Source organism: Rhizobium sp. SYY.PMSO, assembly GCF_046840415.1.
Lineage (GTDB): Bacteria > Pseudomonadota > Alphaproteobacteria > Rhizobiales > Rhizobiaceae > Rhizobium.
Map to the genome: position 1 here is coordinate 3,114,629 of NZ_CP177349.1, position 18,923 is coordinate 3,133,551.

The 18,923-nt window shown below is 62.5% G+C and carries 17 protein-coding genes and 1 riboswitch; of the genes, 9 read left to right on the top strand and 8 right to left on the bottom strand.

Annotated features, from left to right (window positions below; all coding sequences use genetic code 11):
• Positions 1-4: 4 nt before the first annotated feature.
• From ACJJVH_RS15125 to epmA, 4 genes are all read right to left on the bottom strand, one after another.
• The gene (locus ACJJVH_RS15125; RefSeq protein ID WP_113385015.1) at positions 5-1,198 is read right to left on the bottom strand and encodes an acyl-CoA dehydrogenase family protein; all 1,194 of its coding nucleotides are present in this window, start codon (positions 1,196-1,198) and stop codon (positions 5-7) included.
• On the bottom strand, positions 1,198-1,449 hold the full coding sequence (locus tag ACJJVH_RS15130) for an acyl carrier protein (RefSeq protein ID WP_112796009.1): 252 nt from the start codon (positions 1,447-1,449) through the stop codon (positions 1,198-1,200). Before ACJJVH_RS15130 ends, ACJJVH_RS15125 begins: the two co-directional genes overlap by 1 nt.
• Positions 1,450-1,807: 358 nt before the next feature.
• Positions 1,808-2,860 carry a lysine-2,3-aminomutase-like protein gene (locus ACJJVH_RS15135; protein WP_412064267.1) on the bottom strand — a complete coding sequence of 351 codons (1,053 nt, stop codon included), beginning with the start codon at positions 2,858-2,860 and terminating at the stop codon, positions 1,808-1,810.
• Positions 2,857-3,921, bottom strand: a complete 1,065-nt coding sequence (epmA, locus tag ACJJVH_RS15140) for an EF-P lysine aminoacylase EpmA (RefSeq protein WP_412064268.1) — start codon at positions 3,919-3,921, stop codon at positions 2,857-2,859. Before epmA ends, ACJJVH_RS15135 begins: the two co-directional genes overlap by 4 nt.
• A 151-nt stretch (positions 3,922-4,072) precedes the next feature.
• On the opposite strand from epmA, the gene efp reads away from it, so the two are divergent.
• Positions 4,073-4,642, top strand: a complete 570-nt coding sequence (gene efp, locus ACJJVH_RS15145; RefSeq protein ID WP_112796004.1) for an elongation factor P — start codon at positions 4,073-4,075, stop codon at positions 4,640-4,642.
• A 212-nt stretch (positions 4,643-4,854) separates the two neighbouring features.
• On the opposite strand, the gene ACJJVH_RS15150 is transcribed toward efp, so the two are convergent.
• A complete protein-coding gene (locus tag ACJJVH_RS15150; RefSeq protein WP_113384901.1) occupies positions 4,855-6,723 on the bottom strand; it encodes an ABC transporter ATP-binding protein/permease in 1,869 nt (622 codons plus the stop codon).
• A gap of 165 nt (positions 6,724-6,888) precedes the next feature.
• Here ACJJVH_RS15150 and ACJJVH_RS15155 point away from each other — a divergent pair, with 165 nt between their 5' ends.
• The 8 genes from ACJJVH_RS15155 to ACJJVH_RS15190 all read left to right on the top strand — a co-directional run bounded on the left by ACJJVH_RS15155 (position 6,889) and on the right by ACJJVH_RS15190 (position 15,573).
• Positions 6,889-7,731, top strand: coding sequence for an AAA family ATPase (locus tag ACJJVH_RS15155; RefSeq protein WP_412064269.1), 843 nt, complete (start codon positions 6,889-6,891; stop codon positions 7,729-7,731).
• 350 nt (positions 7,732-8,081) lie between these two features.
• A riboswitch (SAM riboswitch) is annotated at positions 8,082-8,159 on the top strand.
• A 50-nt stretch (positions 8,160-8,209) separates the two neighbouring features.
• Positions 8,210-9,136, top strand: coding sequence for a homoserine O-acetyltransferase MetA (gene metA, locus ACJJVH_RS15160; RefSeq protein WP_113359131.1), 927 nt, complete (start codon positions 8,210-8,212; stop codon positions 9,134-9,136).
• Between the two features lie 2 nt (positions 9,137-9,138).
• Positions 9,139-10,332 carry a vWA domain-containing protein gene (locus tag ACJJVH_RS15165; protein ID WP_412064270.1) on the top strand — a complete coding sequence of 398 codons (1,194 nt, stop codon included), beginning with the start codon at positions 9,139-9,141 and terminating at the stop codon, positions 10,330-10,332.
• Between the two features lie 381 nt (positions 10,333-10,713).
• Positions 10,714-11,739, top strand: coding sequence for an aldose epimerase family protein (locus ACJJVH_RS15170; RefSeq protein WP_113359135.1), 1,026 nt, complete (start codon positions 10,714-10,716; stop codon positions 11,737-11,739).
• Positions 11,740-11,862: 123 nt separating this feature from the next.
• Positions 11,863-12,636, top strand: a complete 774-nt coding sequence (locus tag ACJJVH_RS15175; protein ID WP_113359197.1) for a GntR family transcriptional regulator — start codon at positions 11,863-11,865, stop codon at positions 12,634-12,636.
• Positions 12,633-13,664: an SIS domain-containing protein gene (locus ACJJVH_RS15180; RefSeq protein ID WP_113359137.1), complete on the top strand. Its 1,032-nt coding sequence runs from the start codon at positions 12,633-12,635 to the stop codon at positions 13,662-13,664. The genes ACJJVH_RS15175 and ACJJVH_RS15180 overlap by 4 nt, the downstream gene beginning before the upstream one ends.
• Positions 13,664-14,821, top strand: a complete 1,158-nt coding sequence (gene nagA / locus ACJJVH_RS15185) for an N-acetylglucosamine-6-phosphate deacetylase (RefSeq protein ID WP_113359139.1) — start codon at positions 13,664-13,666, stop codon at positions 14,819-14,821. Before ACJJVH_RS15180 ends, nagA begins: the two co-directional genes overlap by 1 nt.
• Before the next feature lie 23 nt (positions 14,822-14,844).
• Positions 14,845-15,573 (top strand): SIS domain-containing protein, encoded by a 729-nt coding sequence (locus ACJJVH_RS15190; RefSeq protein WP_112796147.1) that lies wholly within the window; start codon positions 14,845-14,847, stop codon positions 15,571-15,573.
• Between the two features lie 119 nt (positions 15,574-15,692).
• Here the strand turns inward: ACJJVH_RS15190 and ACJJVH_RS15195 are convergent, their stop codons facing one another.
• The 3 genes from ACJJVH_RS15195 to ACJJVH_RS15205 all read right to left on the bottom strand — a co-directional run bounded on the left by ACJJVH_RS15195 (position 15,693) and on the right by ACJJVH_RS15205 (position 18,778).
• Complete coding sequence (locus ACJJVH_RS15195) at positions 15,693-17,522, bottom strand: ABC-F family ATP-binding cassette domain-containing protein (RefSeq protein WP_113369764.1); 1,830 nt, start codon at positions 17,520-17,522, stop codon at positions 15,693-15,695.
• Positions 17,523-17,524: 2 nt separating this feature from the next.
• On the bottom strand, positions 17,525-18,178 hold the full coding sequence (locus tag ACJJVH_RS15200; protein ID WP_412064271.1) for a thiamine diphosphokinase: 654 nt from the start codon (positions 18,176-18,178) through the stop codon (positions 17,525-17,527).
• Between the two features lie 72 nt (positions 18,179-18,250).
• Complete coding sequence (locus ACJJVH_RS15205) at positions 18,251-18,778, bottom strand: MarR family transcriptional regulator (protein WP_113384907.1); 528 nt, start codon at positions 18,776-18,778, stop codon at positions 18,251-18,253.
• Between the last annotated feature and the right edge of the window lie 145 nt (positions 18,779-18,923).

An 18,923-nucleotide genomic window follows, 5' to 3' on the forward strand; every position in this document is an offset into this window, starting at 1 on the left:
ACGATTACCCCAACAGGCTGGTATCTTGTTTGTGGACGAGCAGCATGGTCGACGTGTTGCCGAGAATGCGGTCATTCGAGATCATCAATTGCGCCGAGTGCGCGTCGCGCAGGTGGCGGCCGAGGCTGTAAGGCGTACCGTTCTTGTAGCCCATGATGCCGCAGATCAGCATGGCGTGGTTGATGATCGGCAGGATCATCTCCGACGATGCGATCTTGACGTTGTTCATCGCGACGGCGAAGGCCATCGAGGAGAGTCTGTCGGCATCCAGCTTGGCTTCCTCATAGACCTTGAGGCCGGCAACCACATTGGATTTGACCATTTGCAGCATGCTCGACGTCTCGGCCAGACGCAGCGCGCCGGGTGGCGGCGCGCCTGGAGATTTGCGGGCGGCGGCACGCACGAAAGCCTGCGCGCGGGCAACCGCATCGGCGGCAATTCCGTACCACACGCCGCTCCACAGCAAATGCGAGCTTGCCAGCATCGATTGCGCGGCAATCTCGGCAAACGGCTTCGGCAGGATCTGCACGGCCGGAGCCTTGCCCTTGAAAAGGAAGCCGTCCGAGCAGGTTCCGCGCATGCCGAGCGTATTCCACGCGACGGTGCGTTCGATCGTATATTGATCCTTCAGGAAAACCGTCAGCACCTGATCGGAAGAGGCCGCCTCGGCATGGCTGCGCGAGGTAATCAGGATGGCGTCGGCATGAGCGCCGTAGGATATGACGGTCGCATCCTTTTCGAGGTAGCAGGTGTCGCCCTCGACCTTGATGGCGCAGATGCTGTTGCGCAGGTTACCGCCGATACCGCCCTCGGTCGTCGCCGAAGCCAGAAGCAGCTGCTCCCTGGCGATGCGGCGCATGAACTCGCGGTGCCAGTCGCTGTCGGCACCGTGCTCGACCAGGCTCGAAAGCTTGATGTGATGCATGGCGAAAACCATGGCGCTGGCGGCGCAGGCCTGACCGAGGATCGAGCAAAGCTCGGCAATTTCGGTTGTCGACGCACCCTCGCCGCCGAGATCGACGGGGATCTGGATGGAAAGCAGCTTCTCGGCGCGCATCGCGTCGACGGCTTCGCGTGGGAACCGGCCCTCGGTGTCGACGGCATCGGCGTGCTGGCTGGCGATCGCCGCGACGCGCGCGGCACGCACCGCCGCTCCTTCGCCCGTCCCAACCTCAACGAAAGCGACCGCCGCACTCATCATGCGACCTTTCTGCCGTCCAGGATCATGCCGACGGTTCTTTCGATCGCGGCAATGCTGGCAAAGGACTTGCGGTTCAGCAGGTTGTCGGGAAACTCGATGTCAAAGGCTTCCTCGATGCCGAGCATCAGTTGCACGGAAGCGAAAGAGGACAGCCCCGTCGCATAGAGATCGGCATCGTCTTCGATCTGGTCGACAGCAACAGGAAGCGCACCGAACTTGGCCAGCAAATCACGAATCGTCTTGTTCATAGTCTAGTCCCTTCTGGCAATTGCAAGCATAACCGCAGTTACGCTGCCTTATCGTTCGCCCAGAAGTAACAGGCAAAATAGAACATTCCGCTAAGCGACGTGGTAAATACAAACAACTTATACTTCGTAGAAAATTGCTATATTCGACACTTTTCCGATTTAAATTTACGATGCGTAAGCCATCTAACCGGCGGCCTGCGCACAAATATTAAAAATCCCTAATGTGATCGCTTTGCAAATTTCGAAAATATGAGGCGCACAAGAAGGTTAATTCACCCAAATTCGCCGGCACGTTTTATTCGAAAAATCTCATAACAACCACAGCGGCAGTGAAACTATAAGTTTGCGGGAACGAGCGCTAACCTTGCGGCGGATAGATGTGCTCGCCACCGCGATAGTCCGAAATCGAATAGCAGCCTTCACCCTGCTCCCGCACCGAGCTCTGCCCGATGTCGGCCTTGCCGTAGCCGCCCGGAATATCGAGAATGTAGGTCGGCTGGCAGAGGCCGGAGATGCGGCCGCGCAGTGCCGCGACGATCGCCTGGCCCTCGGCGATCGTCAGGCGGAAATGCCCGGTGCCGGGCGCAAGATCGGGATGATGCAGGTAATAGGGCTTCACGCGCGTTTCGACGAATGCCTTCATCAGTGCCGCCAGCACGTCCGGATTATCATTGACGCCCTTCAGGAGAACCGACTGGCTGACAAGCACGATGCCCGCATCGACCAGCCGGGCGCAGGCGGCGCGCGCCGCATCCGTCAGCTCGCGCGGATGATTGGCATGCAGCGCCACATAAACGGTCTTGCCGCTCGCCTTCAGCGCTGCGATCAGCGCCGCATCGACCCTTGCGGGATCGACGACTGGAATTCGGGTGTGGAAGCGGACGATCTTCACATGGTCGATATCGGCGAGCTGCCCGAGGATGTCTTCCAGCCGCCGTGGCGACAGCACCAGCGGATCGCCGCCGGTGAGGATGACCTCCCAGATCTCCTCGTGCTCGCGGATATAGGCAAAGGCGCCGTCGAGCGTATCGCCATCCAGCGTGCCCAGTCCCTGCGGGCCGACCATCTCGCGCCGGAAGCAGAAGCGGCAATAGACCGGGCAGACATGCACGGCCTTCAGAAGCACGCGGTCGGGATAGCGATGCACGATGCCCTCGACCGGGCTATGCGCGTGGTCGCCGATCGGATCGGTACGCTCTTCGGAGGTGACGAGCAATTCAGCCGGATCGGGCACGAACTGCCGGGCAATGGGATCAGCGGGATCGGCCGGGTCGATCAGGCGCGTCACGGTCGGCGTCAGAGCGACGGCATAGCGCTCCGCCACGGCTTCGAGCGCGATCGCCTGATCGGCATCGATCAATCCGGCGCGCTCAAGCTCGCCGACGGTCCTGATCGGTCGCATCACGTTCATGCGTCGTACTCCGCGACGGGCGCCCACAGCACCTGCTCGATCCGCGAGGCTCCCGTTGCCAGCATCACGAGCCGGTCGAAGCCGAGCGCGATGCCGCTCGCCTCGGGCATGACGGCAAGCGCCTCCAGAAAATCCTCGTCCAGCGGGTAGGTCTCGCCATAGACGCGCTGCTTTTCCGCCATCTCGATCTCGAACCGGCGGCGCTGCTCCCCGGCATTGGTGAGCTCGCCGAAGGCATTGGCAAGCTCGACGCCGCAGGCATAGAGCTCGAAGCGCTCGGCAACGCGGTGATCGCTTGCCGACGGCCGGGCAAGCGCTGCCTCGGAGACGGGATATTCGTCGAGAATCGTGGCCCGGCCGAACCCGAGGTTCGGCTCGATCTTCTCGACCAGCACGCGGCTGAAAAGGTCCTGCCACAGGTCGTCGCCAGCCACGCGGATGCCCACCCGGCGCATATCCGCCGCCAGACGCTCGCGATCCGTAGAGCCGTCAAGGCCGATGGAGGCGAAGAGGTCGATGCCGGCATAGCGCTCGAAAGCGGCGGCGACGCTGATGCGATCGGGCGCAGCGAACGGATCGACCTCCGCGCCGCGATAGGTGAATGTCTTGGCTCCTACCGTTTCAGCCGCAAGCGCCAGCAGCGCCGCGCAATCGGCCATCAGTGCCTCGTAGTTTTCGCCCGCCCGGTACCATTCGAGCATGGTGAATTCCGGATGATGCAGCGGCCCGCGCTCGCGATTGCGATAGACATGGGCGAAGCAGGCGATGCGCTCCTCGCCGGCCGCAAGGAGCTTCTTGCAGGCGAACTCCGGCGACGTGTGCAGGTAGAGGGGCAGCGCCCTGCCGTCGGTCGTCAGCGCCTCCGTCGCGAAAGCATGGAGATGCGCCTCGTTGCCCGGCGATACCTGCAGCGTTGCCGTATCGACCTCGATAAAGTCGTTCTTCGCAAAGAAGATGCGCAGCGCCGCCTGGATCGCGTTGCGGCCGATGAGGAACGGCCGCCGGTCCGCATGGACATTGCGGGTCCACCAGGGAGACGCTTTGCTCGTCGTTGGCTTCATTCCTAGCTTTCTTCAGGGCCCAGGCCGCGTTGGGGGTGGCAATTTCCGTTGATTTAGGGTAGTTGCGCCCCCAAGCAAACAATTGCTGCGTCTCGGAGAGCATTTCGACAGTCCCTCTACGACGCAAAACGCAGCGTTACAAGGAAGTCTTATGGTCAAGGTCATCGCCTCTTCAGTCCGCAAGGGCAACGTTCTCGACGTCGACGGCAAGCTCTACGTCGTTCTCACCGCCGCGAACTTTCATCCGGGCAAGGGTACGCCGGTCACGCAGGTTGACATGCGCCGCATCGTCGACGGCGTTAAGGTTTCCGAGCGCTGGCGCACCACCGAGCAGGTCGAGCGCGCCTTCGTCGAAGACGTGAACTTCCAGTACCTCTATGAAGACGGCGAAGGTTTCCACTTTATGAACCCGGCCACCTACGACCAGGTCGTCGTCGACGTCGAAACCATGGGCGACCAGAAGGCCTATCTGCAGGAAGGCATGACCTGCATCCTGTCGATCCACGAAGGCGTTCCGCTGGCTCTCGAACTGCCGCGTCACGTCACGCTGGAGATCACCGAGACCGAGCCGGTCGTCAAGGGCCAGACGGCGTCCTCTTCGTACAAGCCGGCCATGCTGTCGAATGGCGTCCGCACCATGGTGCCGCCGCACATCAACGCCGGCACCCGCGTCGTCATCGCAACGGAAGACAACTCCTACGTCGAGCGCGCCAAGGACTGAGCCTTCAGCCCGTATCATCGCATGAGAAAACGCCTCGTCCTCGTGACGGGGCGTTTTGCTTTCGGAGCAATTTTCTCATCCGGAATCGCGTAAAAAGCCGGCACAAAGGAAAAGCCCGGAAAAGGTTGAGGTGCGCGCGGCAGCTTCCACCCTGGAATTGCGCGCAGGAAACATGCCGGGCAGCCAGTTGTTTCCCGTGAAACGGCCAGGGCCTACGGCGTGCTGGCCTTCTTCGAACCGGCTTCCTTGACCTGCGGCGGATCCTCTTCCTGCGCGGGTGCCGGGGGCACCGCTTCGGCGACAACCTCTTCATGCGGCACCAGGGCCTGCAGATGCAGGATACGCGGCGACATGGCCTGCATGTAGGCATCGGAGCGACCGATATAAATCACCGTCGCGTCGGTCAGTTCAGAGAGCAAGGCGGAGAGTTTCGCCTGAACATCGACCTCCAGGCCTTCCAGAGGATCGTCGAGAACGATCCATTTCGGCTTCGCGAGCAGCAGATGCGCGAAGCCTATGGCCTTCTGCTCCTCCGTATCCAGCAACCGGTCCCATCGCGCCTGCGTGTCGAGACGGCTCTTGAGGCGGGCAAGGCCCACCTTGTCCATCGCAGCCTCGACGGCGGCATCGTCATAGGCATCCCTGTCCTCGGGGAAGCAGATCGCCTCGCGGAGCGTCCCGCCCGGCACATAGGGCATATGCGGGACGAAGAGCATCTCGTCCATCGGCGGCAGGCTGACCGTGCCCGAGCCGCTGTACCATTGATGCGCCAGCACCTCGAAAAGCAGCCTGCGGTTCACGCCATGATCGCCGTTGATCATGACGCGCTCGCCGGCGTTGATGGTGACGGTGCCCTCGGCGATCCGGAAGCCGTTCTCCGTCGCCTCGTCGCTGGTTTTCGTCGAAATCTCCAGATCGGTCCATACCATCGTGCCGGGCGCGGCCTTGTCGAAGACGAGGGCATGCGGCATCGGCGTCTTGTCGTCCATTTCCGTCAATGCCTTGCGGAAATCGGTTACACGCATCAGCGTGGCGCGCCATTCGGCGATCGGCCCGAAATTGGCGACATACCAGCGCAACGCCGAATTGACCTGGTTGAAGGCGCCGACGGCCACCATGAGCTGGCCGAAGGTAAGCCCGCCGGAAAAATAGGCGGGCGCGGCGACGAGAATGGGAATGATCAGCACCAGCCAGCCATAGCCGGCCGAGACCCAGGTGAGATTGGTATTGGCGATGGCGAGCTGGCGGATGACGGCGAGCACCGCGGAGATATCGAGATTGATCCGCCGGCGTTCGTTTTCCTCGCCGCCGGCAATCGTAATCGCCGCCATGTGCTCGTTGGCATGCATGAGCGCAAAGCGCAGCTCGGCCTCCTTCGAATAGCGATCCGCATTCAGCCGCACCAGGCGGCGGCCGACGAACTGGCTGAGGAAAGAAGCCGATCCGGCATAGAGGATGGCCGCCCAGACCATATAGCCCGGGATGGCGAAGCTCATGCCGTTGAGCTTGAACACCATGCCGCTCGACAGCTCCCACAGCACGCCGATGAAGCTGAGCAGGAGAATCGTCGCCTGTACCAGACCGATGGCAAGCCCGGTCGTGCTCTCGGCGAGATTGCGGGCATCCTCGTGCAACCGCTGGTCGGGATTGACGCCGATGAGCCCGGAAGAAGCCAGACGAAGCGCCCGCTTGGCCTGCAGCCACTGATCGACCAGATCCCGCGCCAGCCCCTCGCGCATGTAGAGCGCCGTCATCTGGTTGAGCCAGGCCTGGACGACGTTGAGAACCAGAAGCGAGCCGGCGATGATGCCGAAGACGCCGAGCTGATGGAAAAAGGCGGAGATATCGCGCCTTGCCAGCGAATCGTAGAAAGGCGCGTTCCAGCTGTTGAGCAACACCTGGACATAGGCGGTGACCAGGATGATCACGAAGAGCGCGACGACAAGGGCAATGAGCTTGATACGGACCGCCGAATTCCAGAACGCGGAAAACATCATCCTCAGCCGAAAGAAGAGGCTCAAATCGTACCCGACCTGTTCGTTCCCCTGGATATTCGGCTTGGCTTGCGTTTCAACTGCCATCAGCACTTCCCTGCGACGCACGTCCCGTCAGTTAATCATGACCCGCCCTCTTGTCCATCCTCGCAATAGATCGATGCGATCACGTTCCTATATACACGGTTTCGCGCCTTGAACCGAATTAGGTCAGCATTTAGCTTGCACCTGAAAGATTGAGAAAGCCTTCCGATGCAATTTCAGGGAACTGCAGACTATATCGCCGACAAGGACCTGATGGTCGCCGTCAACGCCGCCATTCGCCTGGAGCGCCCGCTTCTCGTGAAGGGCGAGCCCGGTACGGGCAAGACCGAACTCGCCCGTCAGGTGGCCGCCGCGCTCGGGCTCGACCTCATCGAGTGGAACGTCAAATCGACCACGAAGGCACAGCAGGGCCTCTACGAATACGATGCCGTTTCGCGCCTGCGCGACAGTCAGCTCGGCGACGAACGCGTGCACGACGTCCGCAACTATATTCGTCGGGGCAAGCTCTGGCAGGCCTTCACCTCGGCGGAAAAATGCGTGCTGCTGATCGACGAGATCGACAAGGCCGATATCGAATTCCCCAACGATCTGCTGCAGGAACTCGACCGCATGGAATTCCATGTCTACGAGACCGGAGAGACCGTTCAGGCCGCCATCCGCCCGATCGTCATCATCACCTCGAATAATGAAAAGGAACTGCCGGACGCCTTCCTGCGCCGCTGCTTTTTCCACTACATCCGCTTTCCCGACATGGAGACGCTGACGCGCATCGTCGAGGTGCACTATCCCGGCATCAAGCAGGCGCTCGTGCATGCCGCACTGACGCAATTCTTCGAAATCCGCGATGTGGCGGGCCTGAAGAAGAAGCCGTCGACCTCGGAAGCCCTCGACTGGATCCGCCTGCTGGTCGCCGACGACGTCGATCCCGCCACGCTGCGCGCCGATGCGAAGAGCGCGCTGCCGAAGCTGCATGGCGCACTGCTGAAGAACGAGCAGGACGTCCACCTCTTCGAACGGCTGGCCTTCATGGCGCGGGGACAGGGGAAGTAGGGCCAACTGCCGCATCTTCCATCCACGGAACTGCACGCGCCCTCCCAAACGAAAATGAAGTGACCATATCACCCGCCCTCGCCCTTCGAGGCTCCGGCTTCCAGCCTCCGCACCTCAAGAGCGAGGACTGATCTTCTCACCCCGGCGGCGATACTCTCTCCACCTCACCCCGAGGTGCCTGGGGTCTAAGCGTAAGCGCAAGAACCAAGGCCTCGAAGGGCGAGGTGGCCTCCAGACCGAATGACCCACAAGCCGATCTTGAACCTCCGCAAACCGCAACCGACATCAAGGCGCGGCCGCCATCCGCCTCCAAGCTTGCCCATTGACCCGCCGGGATAGCAGGTTTATGGATTTCCCCTTGTGGTGATTTGGCCGGCCGGCTTGCAGCCACGTTAAATAAATCGCTAAAGGGCCGCGTGCGGACCGGTAGCGATTCATGATCGCGGCCGGTTTTTTTGTATTTGGTCGAGTGAAAACAATGCCCATCAAGATTCCCGATACGCTGCCCGCGTTTGAAACCCTCCAGAGCGAGGGAGTGCGGGTGATGACCGAAACGGTGGCGTTCCGTCAGGATATCCGCCCCCTTCAGATCGGGCTTCTCAACCTCATGCCGAACAAGATCAAGACCGAGGTTCAGATGGCCCGCCTCGTCGGCGCGTCACCGTTGCAGGTGGAGTTTTCGCTGGTCCGAGTCGGCGGCCACAAGGCCAAGAACACCTCCGAGGAACATCTGCTCTCCTTCTACCAGACCTGGGAAGAGGTGAAGCACCGCAAGTTCGACGGCTTCATCATCACCGGCGCGCCGATCGAGCTGCTGGAATACGAGGACGTGACCTACTGGGACGAAATGCAGCAGATCTTCGAGTGGACGGCCACCAACGTCCATTCGACCCTGAACGTCTGCTGGGGAGCGATGGCGGCGATCTATCACTTCCACAAGGTGCCGAAATATACGCTGAAGGAAAAGGCGTTCGGTGTCTATCGCCACCAGAACCTGAAGCCCTCCTCCGTCTACCTCAACGGCTTTTCCGACGATTTCGCCGTGCCGGTTTCACGCTGGACGGAAGTGAGGCGCGCCGATATCGAAAAAGTGCCCGGCCTGCAGATCCTGATGGACTCGAGCGAGATGGGCGTCTGCCTCGTGCACGAACAGGCCTGCAACCGGCTCTACATGTTCAATCATGTGGAGTATGATTCCACTTCGCTGGCGGATGAGTATTTCCGCGATGTGAATGCGGGCGTGCCGATCAAGATGCCGCACAACTACTTCCCGCATAACGACCCGGACATCCCGCCGCAGAACCGGTGGCGCAGCCACGCGCATTTGTTCTTCGGCAACTGGATCAACGAGATCTACCAGACCACACCGTATGATGTGGAGGAGATCGGCCAGGAAAGGGCATAGGTTTGTTCATTCCCTTCTTCCTGAAACTGAAGGAAGCGAAGGTGCCGGTAACGCTCCGGGAATTCCTGTCGCTGCTTGAGGGTCTGGAAGAGGGAATTGCCGACTACGACGTCGAGGCCTTTTATTATCTGGCGCGCGCGACGCTCATCAAGGACGAGCGCTTCATCGATCGCTTCGACCAGATCTTCGCCGACTATTTCCGCGGCGTCGAGGCGATCGGCGGCAATGCCGACGCGGAGGCGTTGGAGCCGACCGCCATCCCCGAGGAATGGCTGCGCAAGCTCGCAGAGCGGCATCTGACCGAAGACGAAAGACGGGAGATCGAGGCGCTCGGCGGCTTCGACAAGCTGATGGAGACGCTGCGCGAGCGGCTGGCGGAGCAGAAAGGCCGGCATCAGGGCGGCTCGAAATGGATCGGCACCGCCGGAACCTCGCCTTTCGGCGCCTATGGTTACAATCCGGAAGGCGTACGCATCGGCCAGGAGACCTCCCGCCATCGCCGCGCGGTGAAGGTGTGGGATCGCCGCGACTTCAAGAATCTCGACGATGGCGTCGAGCTCGGCACCCGTAACATCAAGGTGGCGTTGAAGCGCCTGCGCCGCTGGGTGCGCGAGGGGGCCGCCGAGGAGCTGGACCTCTCCGGCACCATCCGCTCCACCGCCGAGCATGGCTATCTCGACGTCCGGACGCGGCCCGAACGCCGCAACGCCGTCAAGCTCCTGATGTTCTTCGACGTCGGCGGCTCGATGGACGACCATATCCGCGTGGTGGAAGAGCTGTTTTCCGCCACCCGCGCGGAGTTTCGTCACATGGAGTATTTCTACTTTCACAACTGCCTTTACGAAGGCGTGTGGAAGGACAATCGCCGCCGGCGCGTCGACATCACCGCAACGACGGACTTGATCCGTACCTTCGGCTCCGACTACCGCGTCGTCTTCGTCGGCGACGCATCGATGAGCCCCTACGAAATCACTCAAGCCGGCGGCTCAGTGGAGCACTGGAACAAGGAAGCGGGCGAAGCCTGGCTCGCCCGCATCACCGGCCATTTCCGCAAATGCGTCTGGATCAACCCCGTGCCGGAGAACTACTGGGGCTATACGACCTCGATCTCCATCATCCGCCGCCTGATGACCGACCGCATGTACCCTCTGACGCTCGGCGGGCTGGAAAAGGCGACAAGGGAATTGTCGCGCTGAGCGCTCGGCCCCCGTTTGCAATAGTCAGGCGCGCATTGTCCTGCTGTACCTTCGTGCCTGGCCCCTCACCCCAACCCTCTCCCCGCATTGCGGGGAGAGGGGGCTCAATTGCGATCTCTCCGTAAAGCAGAGTGCAATTGTCTGCCTCTGTCGTCCCCTCTCCCCGCAATGCGGGGAGAGGGCTAGGGTGAGGGGCCGTTGCGAAAACCGGCTGGTCTGTCATAGGCATTGCATACTTCCGGCACAGCGTAGCGTTTCGAAAGCCGGACGGAGCCTTACCCCTCCGCCCGCCGCTACATTTCGCGATCGAACCGGTTGCGGAACGACGCGAATGGAGGCAGGGTCTGGCCCTATATATTCGATAGCCATGGATGAGCTGATATGACGGAAAGCACTTTGCAACGGGAAGTTTTTGGGACGACGGCCGATGGGGATACCGTCTATCGGGTCAAGATCGTCGGCGGCGGCCTGACCGCGCATATCATGTCATGGGGCGCGGTCATCCAGGATCTACGCCTTGACGGCCACGAGCCGGCGCTGCTGCTCGGTTTCGATAATTTCGCCGATTATCCCGCCCATTCCTCCTATTTCGGCGCCACGCCGGGACGCTGCGCCAACCGCATCGGCGGCGGGCGTTTCACGCTGGACGGCAAGCAGTACCAGCTGGAACTCAACGAGAAGGGCGTCACCCATCTGCACGGCGGCAAGGACAATATCGCCAAGCGCAACTGGACCATCGTCGAGCACGATACCGACCGCGTCATCCTGAAGATCGTCGATCCCGACGGCCGCGCCGGCTATCCGGGCAATTGCACCATCCAGGCGACCTACCGGGTGCACGGCAATGGCGAACTGACGGTGACGTACGAATCGACCACCGACCAGCCGACGCTCGCCAATGTCTGCCAGCACGCCTATTTCAATCTCGACGGCCGCGACGACGCGCTTGGCCACGACATCATGATCGCCGCCGACCATTATACGCCGACGGACGACAGGCAGGTGCCGACAGGCGAGATCCGCCCGGTGGAAGGCACGGTCTTCGATTTCCGCGAGATGTCGCCGATGAAGCGTTTCGACGGAAGCGAACAGGCGCTCTACGACCACAATTTCTGCCTCTCCGCCGAGCGCACGGCCAAACGCTCCGTCGTGCTTGCCCGCAGCGTCAATTCCGGCGTGTCGCTGGAAGTGCGCACCACCGAGCCCGGCGTGCAGTTCTACACCGGCTTCAAGCTCGATGTTCCGGTTCCCGGCCATGACGGCCGCAAGATCGGTCCGTTCGCCGGCTTCTGCCTGGAAACGCAGGTCTGGCCGGATGCCATCAACCACGAAGGCTTCCCCAATGCCGTGCTCCGGCCGGGCGAGGTATTGCGGCAGGAAACGGACTATATCTTCACCAAGAACTGAGCCGGGCATGCCCGCTTCCCCGAAACCCCGGCCGGGCGTCCCAAGCGCCCGGCCGACTCTTTTTCAGGTTCCGGAACAGATTCGGCTTGTGAATTGGTTCTAAATAGGTTCTATATGATCCTCATGGATAGAACCAGTTTGATCGCCGAATTGAACAATCGCGGTCTCAGTGACGGGACCGGAAGCGGGCCGCTCTATAAGCGGCTGGCGCAGGCGCTGACAGGCCTCGTCCAGGAAGGACTCTTGAAATCCGGCACGGCGCTGCCGGGCGAGCGGGACCTCGCCGGAGCCCTGCAGATCGGCCGCGTCACCGTGCGCACCGCCTATCGCGACCTGCTGGCCTCCGGCGTCATCGAATCTCGCCACGGCAGCGGCACCTTCGTCTCGCAGCATGTCGAGCGCATCGAGCAGCCGCTCTGGCGCCTCTCCTCCTTCTCTGCCGACATGCGCTCGCGCGGCCGCGAGCCGGCAGCGCGCATCCTCCAGCGCACCGTCGGCGCGCCAGCCCCGGAAGAATCCTTCCTTCTCGGCCTCAGCGTCGACGAACCCGTCCTGCGGCTCGACCGGCTGCGCCTTGCCGACGGCCAGCCGCTCGCCATCGAGCGCGCCGTCGTTCCGGTCAAGTTCATCGGCGAGGACGCCGTATCCGAAGGGTCGCTCTACGATGCGCTGGCGGCCAAGGGCTTCAAGCCGGTGCGCGCCCAGCAAAGGCTGACGGCCGTGACGCTGGACCCGACCTCCGCATCGATCCTGACCGTCAAGGCCGGGGCGCCAGCGCTTCTGATCGAACGCGTCTCCCGCCTCGCGGACCAGCGCGTCGTTGAATATACCCGCTCGCATTATCGCGGCGATGCTTATGACTTTGTTGCCGAATTGAGAATTGGAGATGACCTATGAGCAAGACCCAATCCCTGATGCTGACGGAAGCCGGCCAATCGCCCGAGGTGGTTGCGACGCTGCTTGAAAAGGAAAAACCCGCCTTCGTCGAGATCGCGAAGCTCTTCTCCTCCGGCCGTCCGTCGCTGATCACGACCGCGGCGCGCGGCTCGTCCGACCATGCCGCCACCTTCTTCAAATATCTCTTCGAAATCTCCTGTGGCATCCCCGTCGCGTCCGTCGGCCCGTCGATCGCCTCGGTCTACGGTGCGCCCCTGCACCTGAAGGGCGGCATCCACTTCACGGTGTCGCAATCCGGCGGCAGCCCGGACATCATCGCATTGCAGGCCGCCGCCAAAAAGGGCGGCGCGACCACCATCGCCGTCGTCAACGTCACCGACAGCCCTCTTGCCAAGGAGGCCGACATCGTGCTCGGTCTCAATGCGGGCAAGGAACAGAGCGTTGCCGCCACCAAATCCTTCATCGCTTCGGTTGCAGCGCTTGCCGGCGTCACCGCGACGATTTCGCAGGACAAGACGCTTGTTGATGGCCTTTCAAAGCTGCCGGACGCGCTGGCCGCCACCTCGGGAATCGACGGCAAGGCCGCCGAAGACGTGCTCTTCAACGCCTCCTCGCTCTATACCGGCGGTCGCGGCCCGGCATTCGCCATTGCGCTGGAAGCCGCGTTGAAGGCCAAGGAAACCGCCGGCCTGCATGCCGAAGCCTTCTCTCTGGCCGAACTCATGCATGGCCCGATGCGCCTGGTGCAGCCGGGCTTCCCGATCGTGGCCTTTTCACCCGACGATGCCGCCTTTGCCAACAATGCGCAGGCGCTGGAGCGTCTGCAGAAGCTCGGCGCGACCGCCGTCTCCTTCTCGACCGCGCCGCTCGCGGGCATCAACCTGCGCATGCCGACGACAGGCAATGGCCTGCTCGACCCGCTGGTGTCGCTGCTGTGCTACTATCGCCTCATCGAATCGGTGACGCGCCGTAAGGGTTTCGATCCGGACAAGCCGGCTAACCTCCTCAAGGTCACGGAGACCATGTGATGGACTACAAGGTCTTTACCGGCGCCCGCATCTTCGATGGCGACCGGTTTCACGAGGATAGCGCATTGGTGATCGGCAATGGCCGCATCCATGCCATCACCGGCGCCAACGATGTGCCGGACAATGCCGAGACCATCCGCCTGAACGGCGGCGTCCTGGCTCCCGGCTTCATCGACGCGCAGGTGAACGGCGGCGGCGGCCGCATGCTCAACGACGAGCCCTCGCCCGACTCCATGTACATGATCGCCGAGGGGCATCGCCCCTACGGCACGACATCGGTGCTGCCGACGCTGATTACCGATGTCGCCGCGGCCACGGAGGCGGCGATCGAAGCGGCCACCGAGGCCGTGAAGGCCAATCGCGGCGTCGCCGGCCTGCATCTGGAAGGCCCGCATCTGGCCCCGGCCCGCAAGGGCGCGCATCTGGCGGAATTAATGCGGCCTGTCGAAGACAGCGACGTCAGGACCTTCATCCGCGCCCGCGAGGCAATCGGCACGCTGCTGGTCACGATCGCGGCCGAGCAGATCACCGAACGTCAGGTCCAGGCGTTGAGCGAAGGCGGCGTCATCGTCAGCATCGGCCACAGCGACTGCACGGCGGAAGCGGCAGACGCGCGTTTCGATGCCGGCGCCCGCGGCGTGACCCACCTTTTCAACGCCATGAGCCAGATGGGCCATCGCGCGCCCGGTCTCGTCGGCGCGGCGATTGACCACCCCGCCCCCTGGTGCGGCATCATCGCCGACGGCCATCACGTCGAGCCGGCGGCGCTGCGCATCGCCCTGCGCGCCAAGCGTGGCGAGGGCCGGCTGTTCTTCGTCACCGACGCCATGTCGCTCGTCGGCACCGACCTTCCGAGCTTCACGCTCAACGGCCGCACCGTCTATCGCACCAAGGGCGGCTATTGCTCCAAGCTGACGCTGGACGACGGTACGCTGGCCGGCTCGGATGTCGATATGGCTTCCACGATCCGTTACGGCGTCAACATTCTCGAACTGCCGCTCGCCGAGGCGCTTCGCATGGCGACCTCCTATCCCGCCCGCTTCCTGCGGCTTGTCGATCGGGGCCATTTGACGCCGGGAACCCGCGCCGATCTCGTTCACATCGACGACGGCATCGAAGTCACGCAAACATGGATCTCCGGCCAGCCTTCGGCCTGACGCACGCGGAAAGGAGGCTCGGAATGACCGCAGTCACGGAAAGCTATTTCTCGGCCCTCATCGCCCGGCTGGAAACCCTGCGCGAAACGCTTGCCGAGCCGATGGCCAGGGCTTCCGAAGCCATCTGCGCGGCGGCGCGCGGCGATCGCCGCGTCTATGTCTTCGGCACCGGCCATTCGCATATGCTGGCGGAAGAGGTGCATTATCGCGCCGGCGGCCTCGCCTTCACCATTCCGGTGCTCGTAGGTTCCGCCATGCTGCACGAGGGCGCCGTCATCAGCTCGGTCTATGAGCGTACCGAGGGTCTCATCCGCCCGATCTTCGAGCGCTACGGCATGCAGCCGGGCGACGTGCTGATCATCGCCTCCAACTCCGGCGTCAACGCCGCTCCGCTCGAGGCGGCGGATTATGGCCGCGAAATCGGCGCGACCGTCATCGCCATCACGTCGCTTGCCTATTCGACCGCTATTGCCAACGGACGCAGGAAGCTCGCCGATATCGCCGATATCGTGCTGGACAACGGCCTGCCGCCGGGCGACGCCATGATCGACCTGCCACGCACCGGCCTGAAGGTCGGCCCGGCCTCGACGGCCGTCGGAGCGACGGTGCTGAATGCCATCTTCGCCGATGTCGCCGCCGAACTCTGCAAGGATGGCGATCCACCCGTCTATCTCAGCGCCAACATGCCGGGTGCCAGGGAAATCAACCAGCAGCTGGTCCGGAAATACCGGCCGCGCAATCCGCATCTCTAGCCAGATGCGGTTCCGCGTTTCACGGAGCCGCTCTATCTATTTGTTTTTGTTCGATTCAAAACGGAAAATCGCTGCGCGTTTTCCTTGAATTGCTCTAAACGATACCGCGTTCCGGCCGCTCAGCCCTCCAGCTCCTCGCGCAGCATTTCGAGTTCGAGCCATTCTTCTTCCATCTTTATCAGGCTTTCCCGCAGCTTTTCCATCTCCGCCGCGAGTCGGTTGAAGGTTGCGGGATCCTTGGAGAACAGGTTCGGATCGGCCATCTTCTTCTCGCGGGCGGCAATCTCCGCTTCGGCCTTGGCCATTTCCTTCGGCAGGTTTTCGAGAGCGAATTTCTGCTTGTAGGACAGCTTTCCCTTGGCCTTCGAGCTCTCGGCGACGGGCGTTGCGGCTTCGGCCGGCTTTGGTTTCTCGGCCGCCTTTTCCGCCCGCTTGCGTTCCTCGATTGCGCCCTTGCGCTGGGCGAGCATGTCCGAATAGCCGCCGGCATATTCGATCCAGCGTCCATCCGGATCTTCCGGATTGGCGGGCGCGATGGTCGAGGTCACGGTACGGTCGAGGAAGTCGCGGTCGTGGCTGACGAGGATGACGGTGCCGGCAAAGCCGGCCACGATTTCCTGCAACAGGTCCAGCGTCTCAATGTCGAGATCGTTTGTGGGTTCGTCGAGGATCAGGAGATTAGTCGGCCGCGACAGGATACGCGCCAGCATAAGCCGGGCGCGCTCGCCGCCGGAGAGATTCTTGATCGGCGTGCGCGCCTGCTCCGGCTGGAACAGGAACTCCTTCATGTAGCCGGTCACATGCCGCTGCTCGCCATTGACGAGCAGATTCTCGCCGCGACCGTCGGTCAGATAGTTGGCGAGCGTATCTTCCGGGTTCAGTTCCTCACGCTTCTGGTCGAGCGTGGCGATCTCCAGATTGGTGCCGAGCTTCACCGTGCCGCTGTCCGGTTCCAGCTGGCCGGTCAGCATCTTCAGCAAGGTGGTCTTGCCGGCGCCGTTCGGCCCGACGAGACCGATGCAATCGCCGCGATGCACGCGGATCGAGAACGGCGCGACGATGATGCGGTCGTCATAGGCCTTGGTGATCCTGTCGGCCTCGATCACCAGCTTGCCGCTTTCCTGCGCATCGGAGGCGGCAGCCTGCACCGTGCCGAGAGCGCCCTTGTGGCCACGGTAGCGGGAGCGCATGTCCTGCAGCTCGCCGAGCCGGCGCATGTTGCGCTTGCGCCGCGCCGTCACGCCGTAGCGCAGCCAGTGTTCTTCACGCTCGATCTGCTTGCCGAGCTTGTGCTGCTCCAGCTCTTCGGCCTCCAGCACCTGATCGCGCCAGGCTTCGAAATAAGCAAAACCCCGGTCCAGCCGGCGCGACGTGCCGCGATCGAGCCAGACGGTGGCGGTCGAGACCTTCTCCAGAAAGCGGCGGTCGTGCGAGATCAGCACGAGCGCACTGCGGCTCTTCTGCAGCTCGCCTTCCAGCCATTCGATGGTCGGCAGGTCCAGATGGTTGGTGGGCTCGTCGAGCAGCAGGATATCCGGCTCCGGCGCCAGAACGCGCGCAAGCGCGGCCCGGCGCGCCTCGCCGCCCGACAGATTGTTCGGGTCCTCTTCGCCGGTCAGGCCGAGATGGGACAGCAGGTAAGTCACCCGGTAAGGGTCGTCGCCGGGGCCGAGGCCGGATTCCGCGTAAGCCGCAACCGTCTTGTAGCCGGCAAAATCCGGTGCCTGTTCGAGATAGCGCACGGTCGACGACGGATGGCGGAACACCTCTCCCGACTGCGCTTCGACAAGGCCGGCGGCGATCTTCAGGAGCGTCGACTTGCCGGACCCGTTGCGGCCGACAAGGCAGATCTTGTCGCCCGGCTCCACCTGCAGCCCGGCACCGGCGAGCAAAGGCGCACCGCCAAAGCTCAGGAAGATGTCGTCGAGTTTCAGAATGGGAGGGGCCAAGATCAGACTCCGGAAAGGTCATAAGGGCGGGCAAGAACGATCGCCCTGCCGCTGCCGAGCAAAAAGCGCACATCGCCTTCCGCCACATTGGAAATGGTGCGCGATGCGCCGAAGGGCAAATGAAAATCACGCAAGGGATATCGGGCATTCTCGATGAAAAGGCCCGTCAGATCGCTGAAGCCGAGCACCGAAAACAGCGAGCGGGCCGGCAGCGCCAGCGTGAGATCGCCCGGCGGAAGCGGCACGGCCTCCTCGTCGCCTGAAGTCAGCAACACGTCGAGGCCTTTTTCGGCAAGGTGAACGCCGTAAAGCAGATGCTGGATCGCATGATCGGATCGCTCGCCGCCCATGGCGCCGGCGAGGATCAGCCTGGCCGCACCGCGATCGATCGCTTCCGAGACGGCAATCTCGCCGTCGGTCGCCGCCTTCGCTGCCGGATAGGGCTGCTTCGGCACGTTGGGAAAGGCGCGCAGCAGATCGGCAGGCGTGGAATCGAAGTCGCCGACCCACAGCTCAGGTTCCACCCCGAGCGCGACCGCATGGCGCATGCCGCCATCGGCCGCGATGAAACGGCTGCCTGAAACGGCATCGCGCAATCGCTCCGTCAGGCGGAGCTCGCCGCCGAGCAGGATGGTGAAGGTGGTGGACTGGCTCATGAGGCAAGCCCATAGCGCAAACTCATATCCCTAGGGAAGAGCGCCGTTGGCAAGAACGACCGCGCCGGCCGCTCAGTCGTCGGTTTCCTTGAGGCGAGCCTGGAAAACCCGCTCGTAACCGCTGACATAGCGATCGAACAGCAGCGAGAAGCTCTCGATTTCCTCCGCCGTCCAATCTGCAAAGATGCTGCCGATGACCGAATATTTCTGCGCCTGTATCTCCGACAGCAATCGCTGCCCGAGCGCGGTCAGCACCACGACGATGCGGCGCGCATCCGCCTGCGATGCCTTGCGGCGCAGGACACCGCGGGCCACCATGTCGGCAACGATGCGGCTCGCCCGCGACGGATCGATACGCACCATTTCGGCGATGGTGCCGACGGTGACTTCGCCGGTCGCCTCCGCCCGCCGGACGACATCGAGCACGTCGAGATGCGAAAGCTCGAGGCCCGGCGCGACGCTCTGAATGGCAAGCCTGCCGATCATGCGGCGGCCCGTCAGCAGGCGCATGCGCGTCATCGCATGGCCGATGCGAAGAAGATTCTCGTCTTCGGTCGGCAGGTGAGCTTCAACTTCTCGTGTGTTCGTCGCAGATGTCATCTTTCCACCATACCAGAGGGAGAAAAGAAATAAAATATGCAAACAGCATTCAACTGTCATTGACAATTATATGCTAATGGCACATATATTTCAGGTATGAAAACCGAGGCGTCCCGCGCATTCGATCGATCGCGCAGCGTTTCGG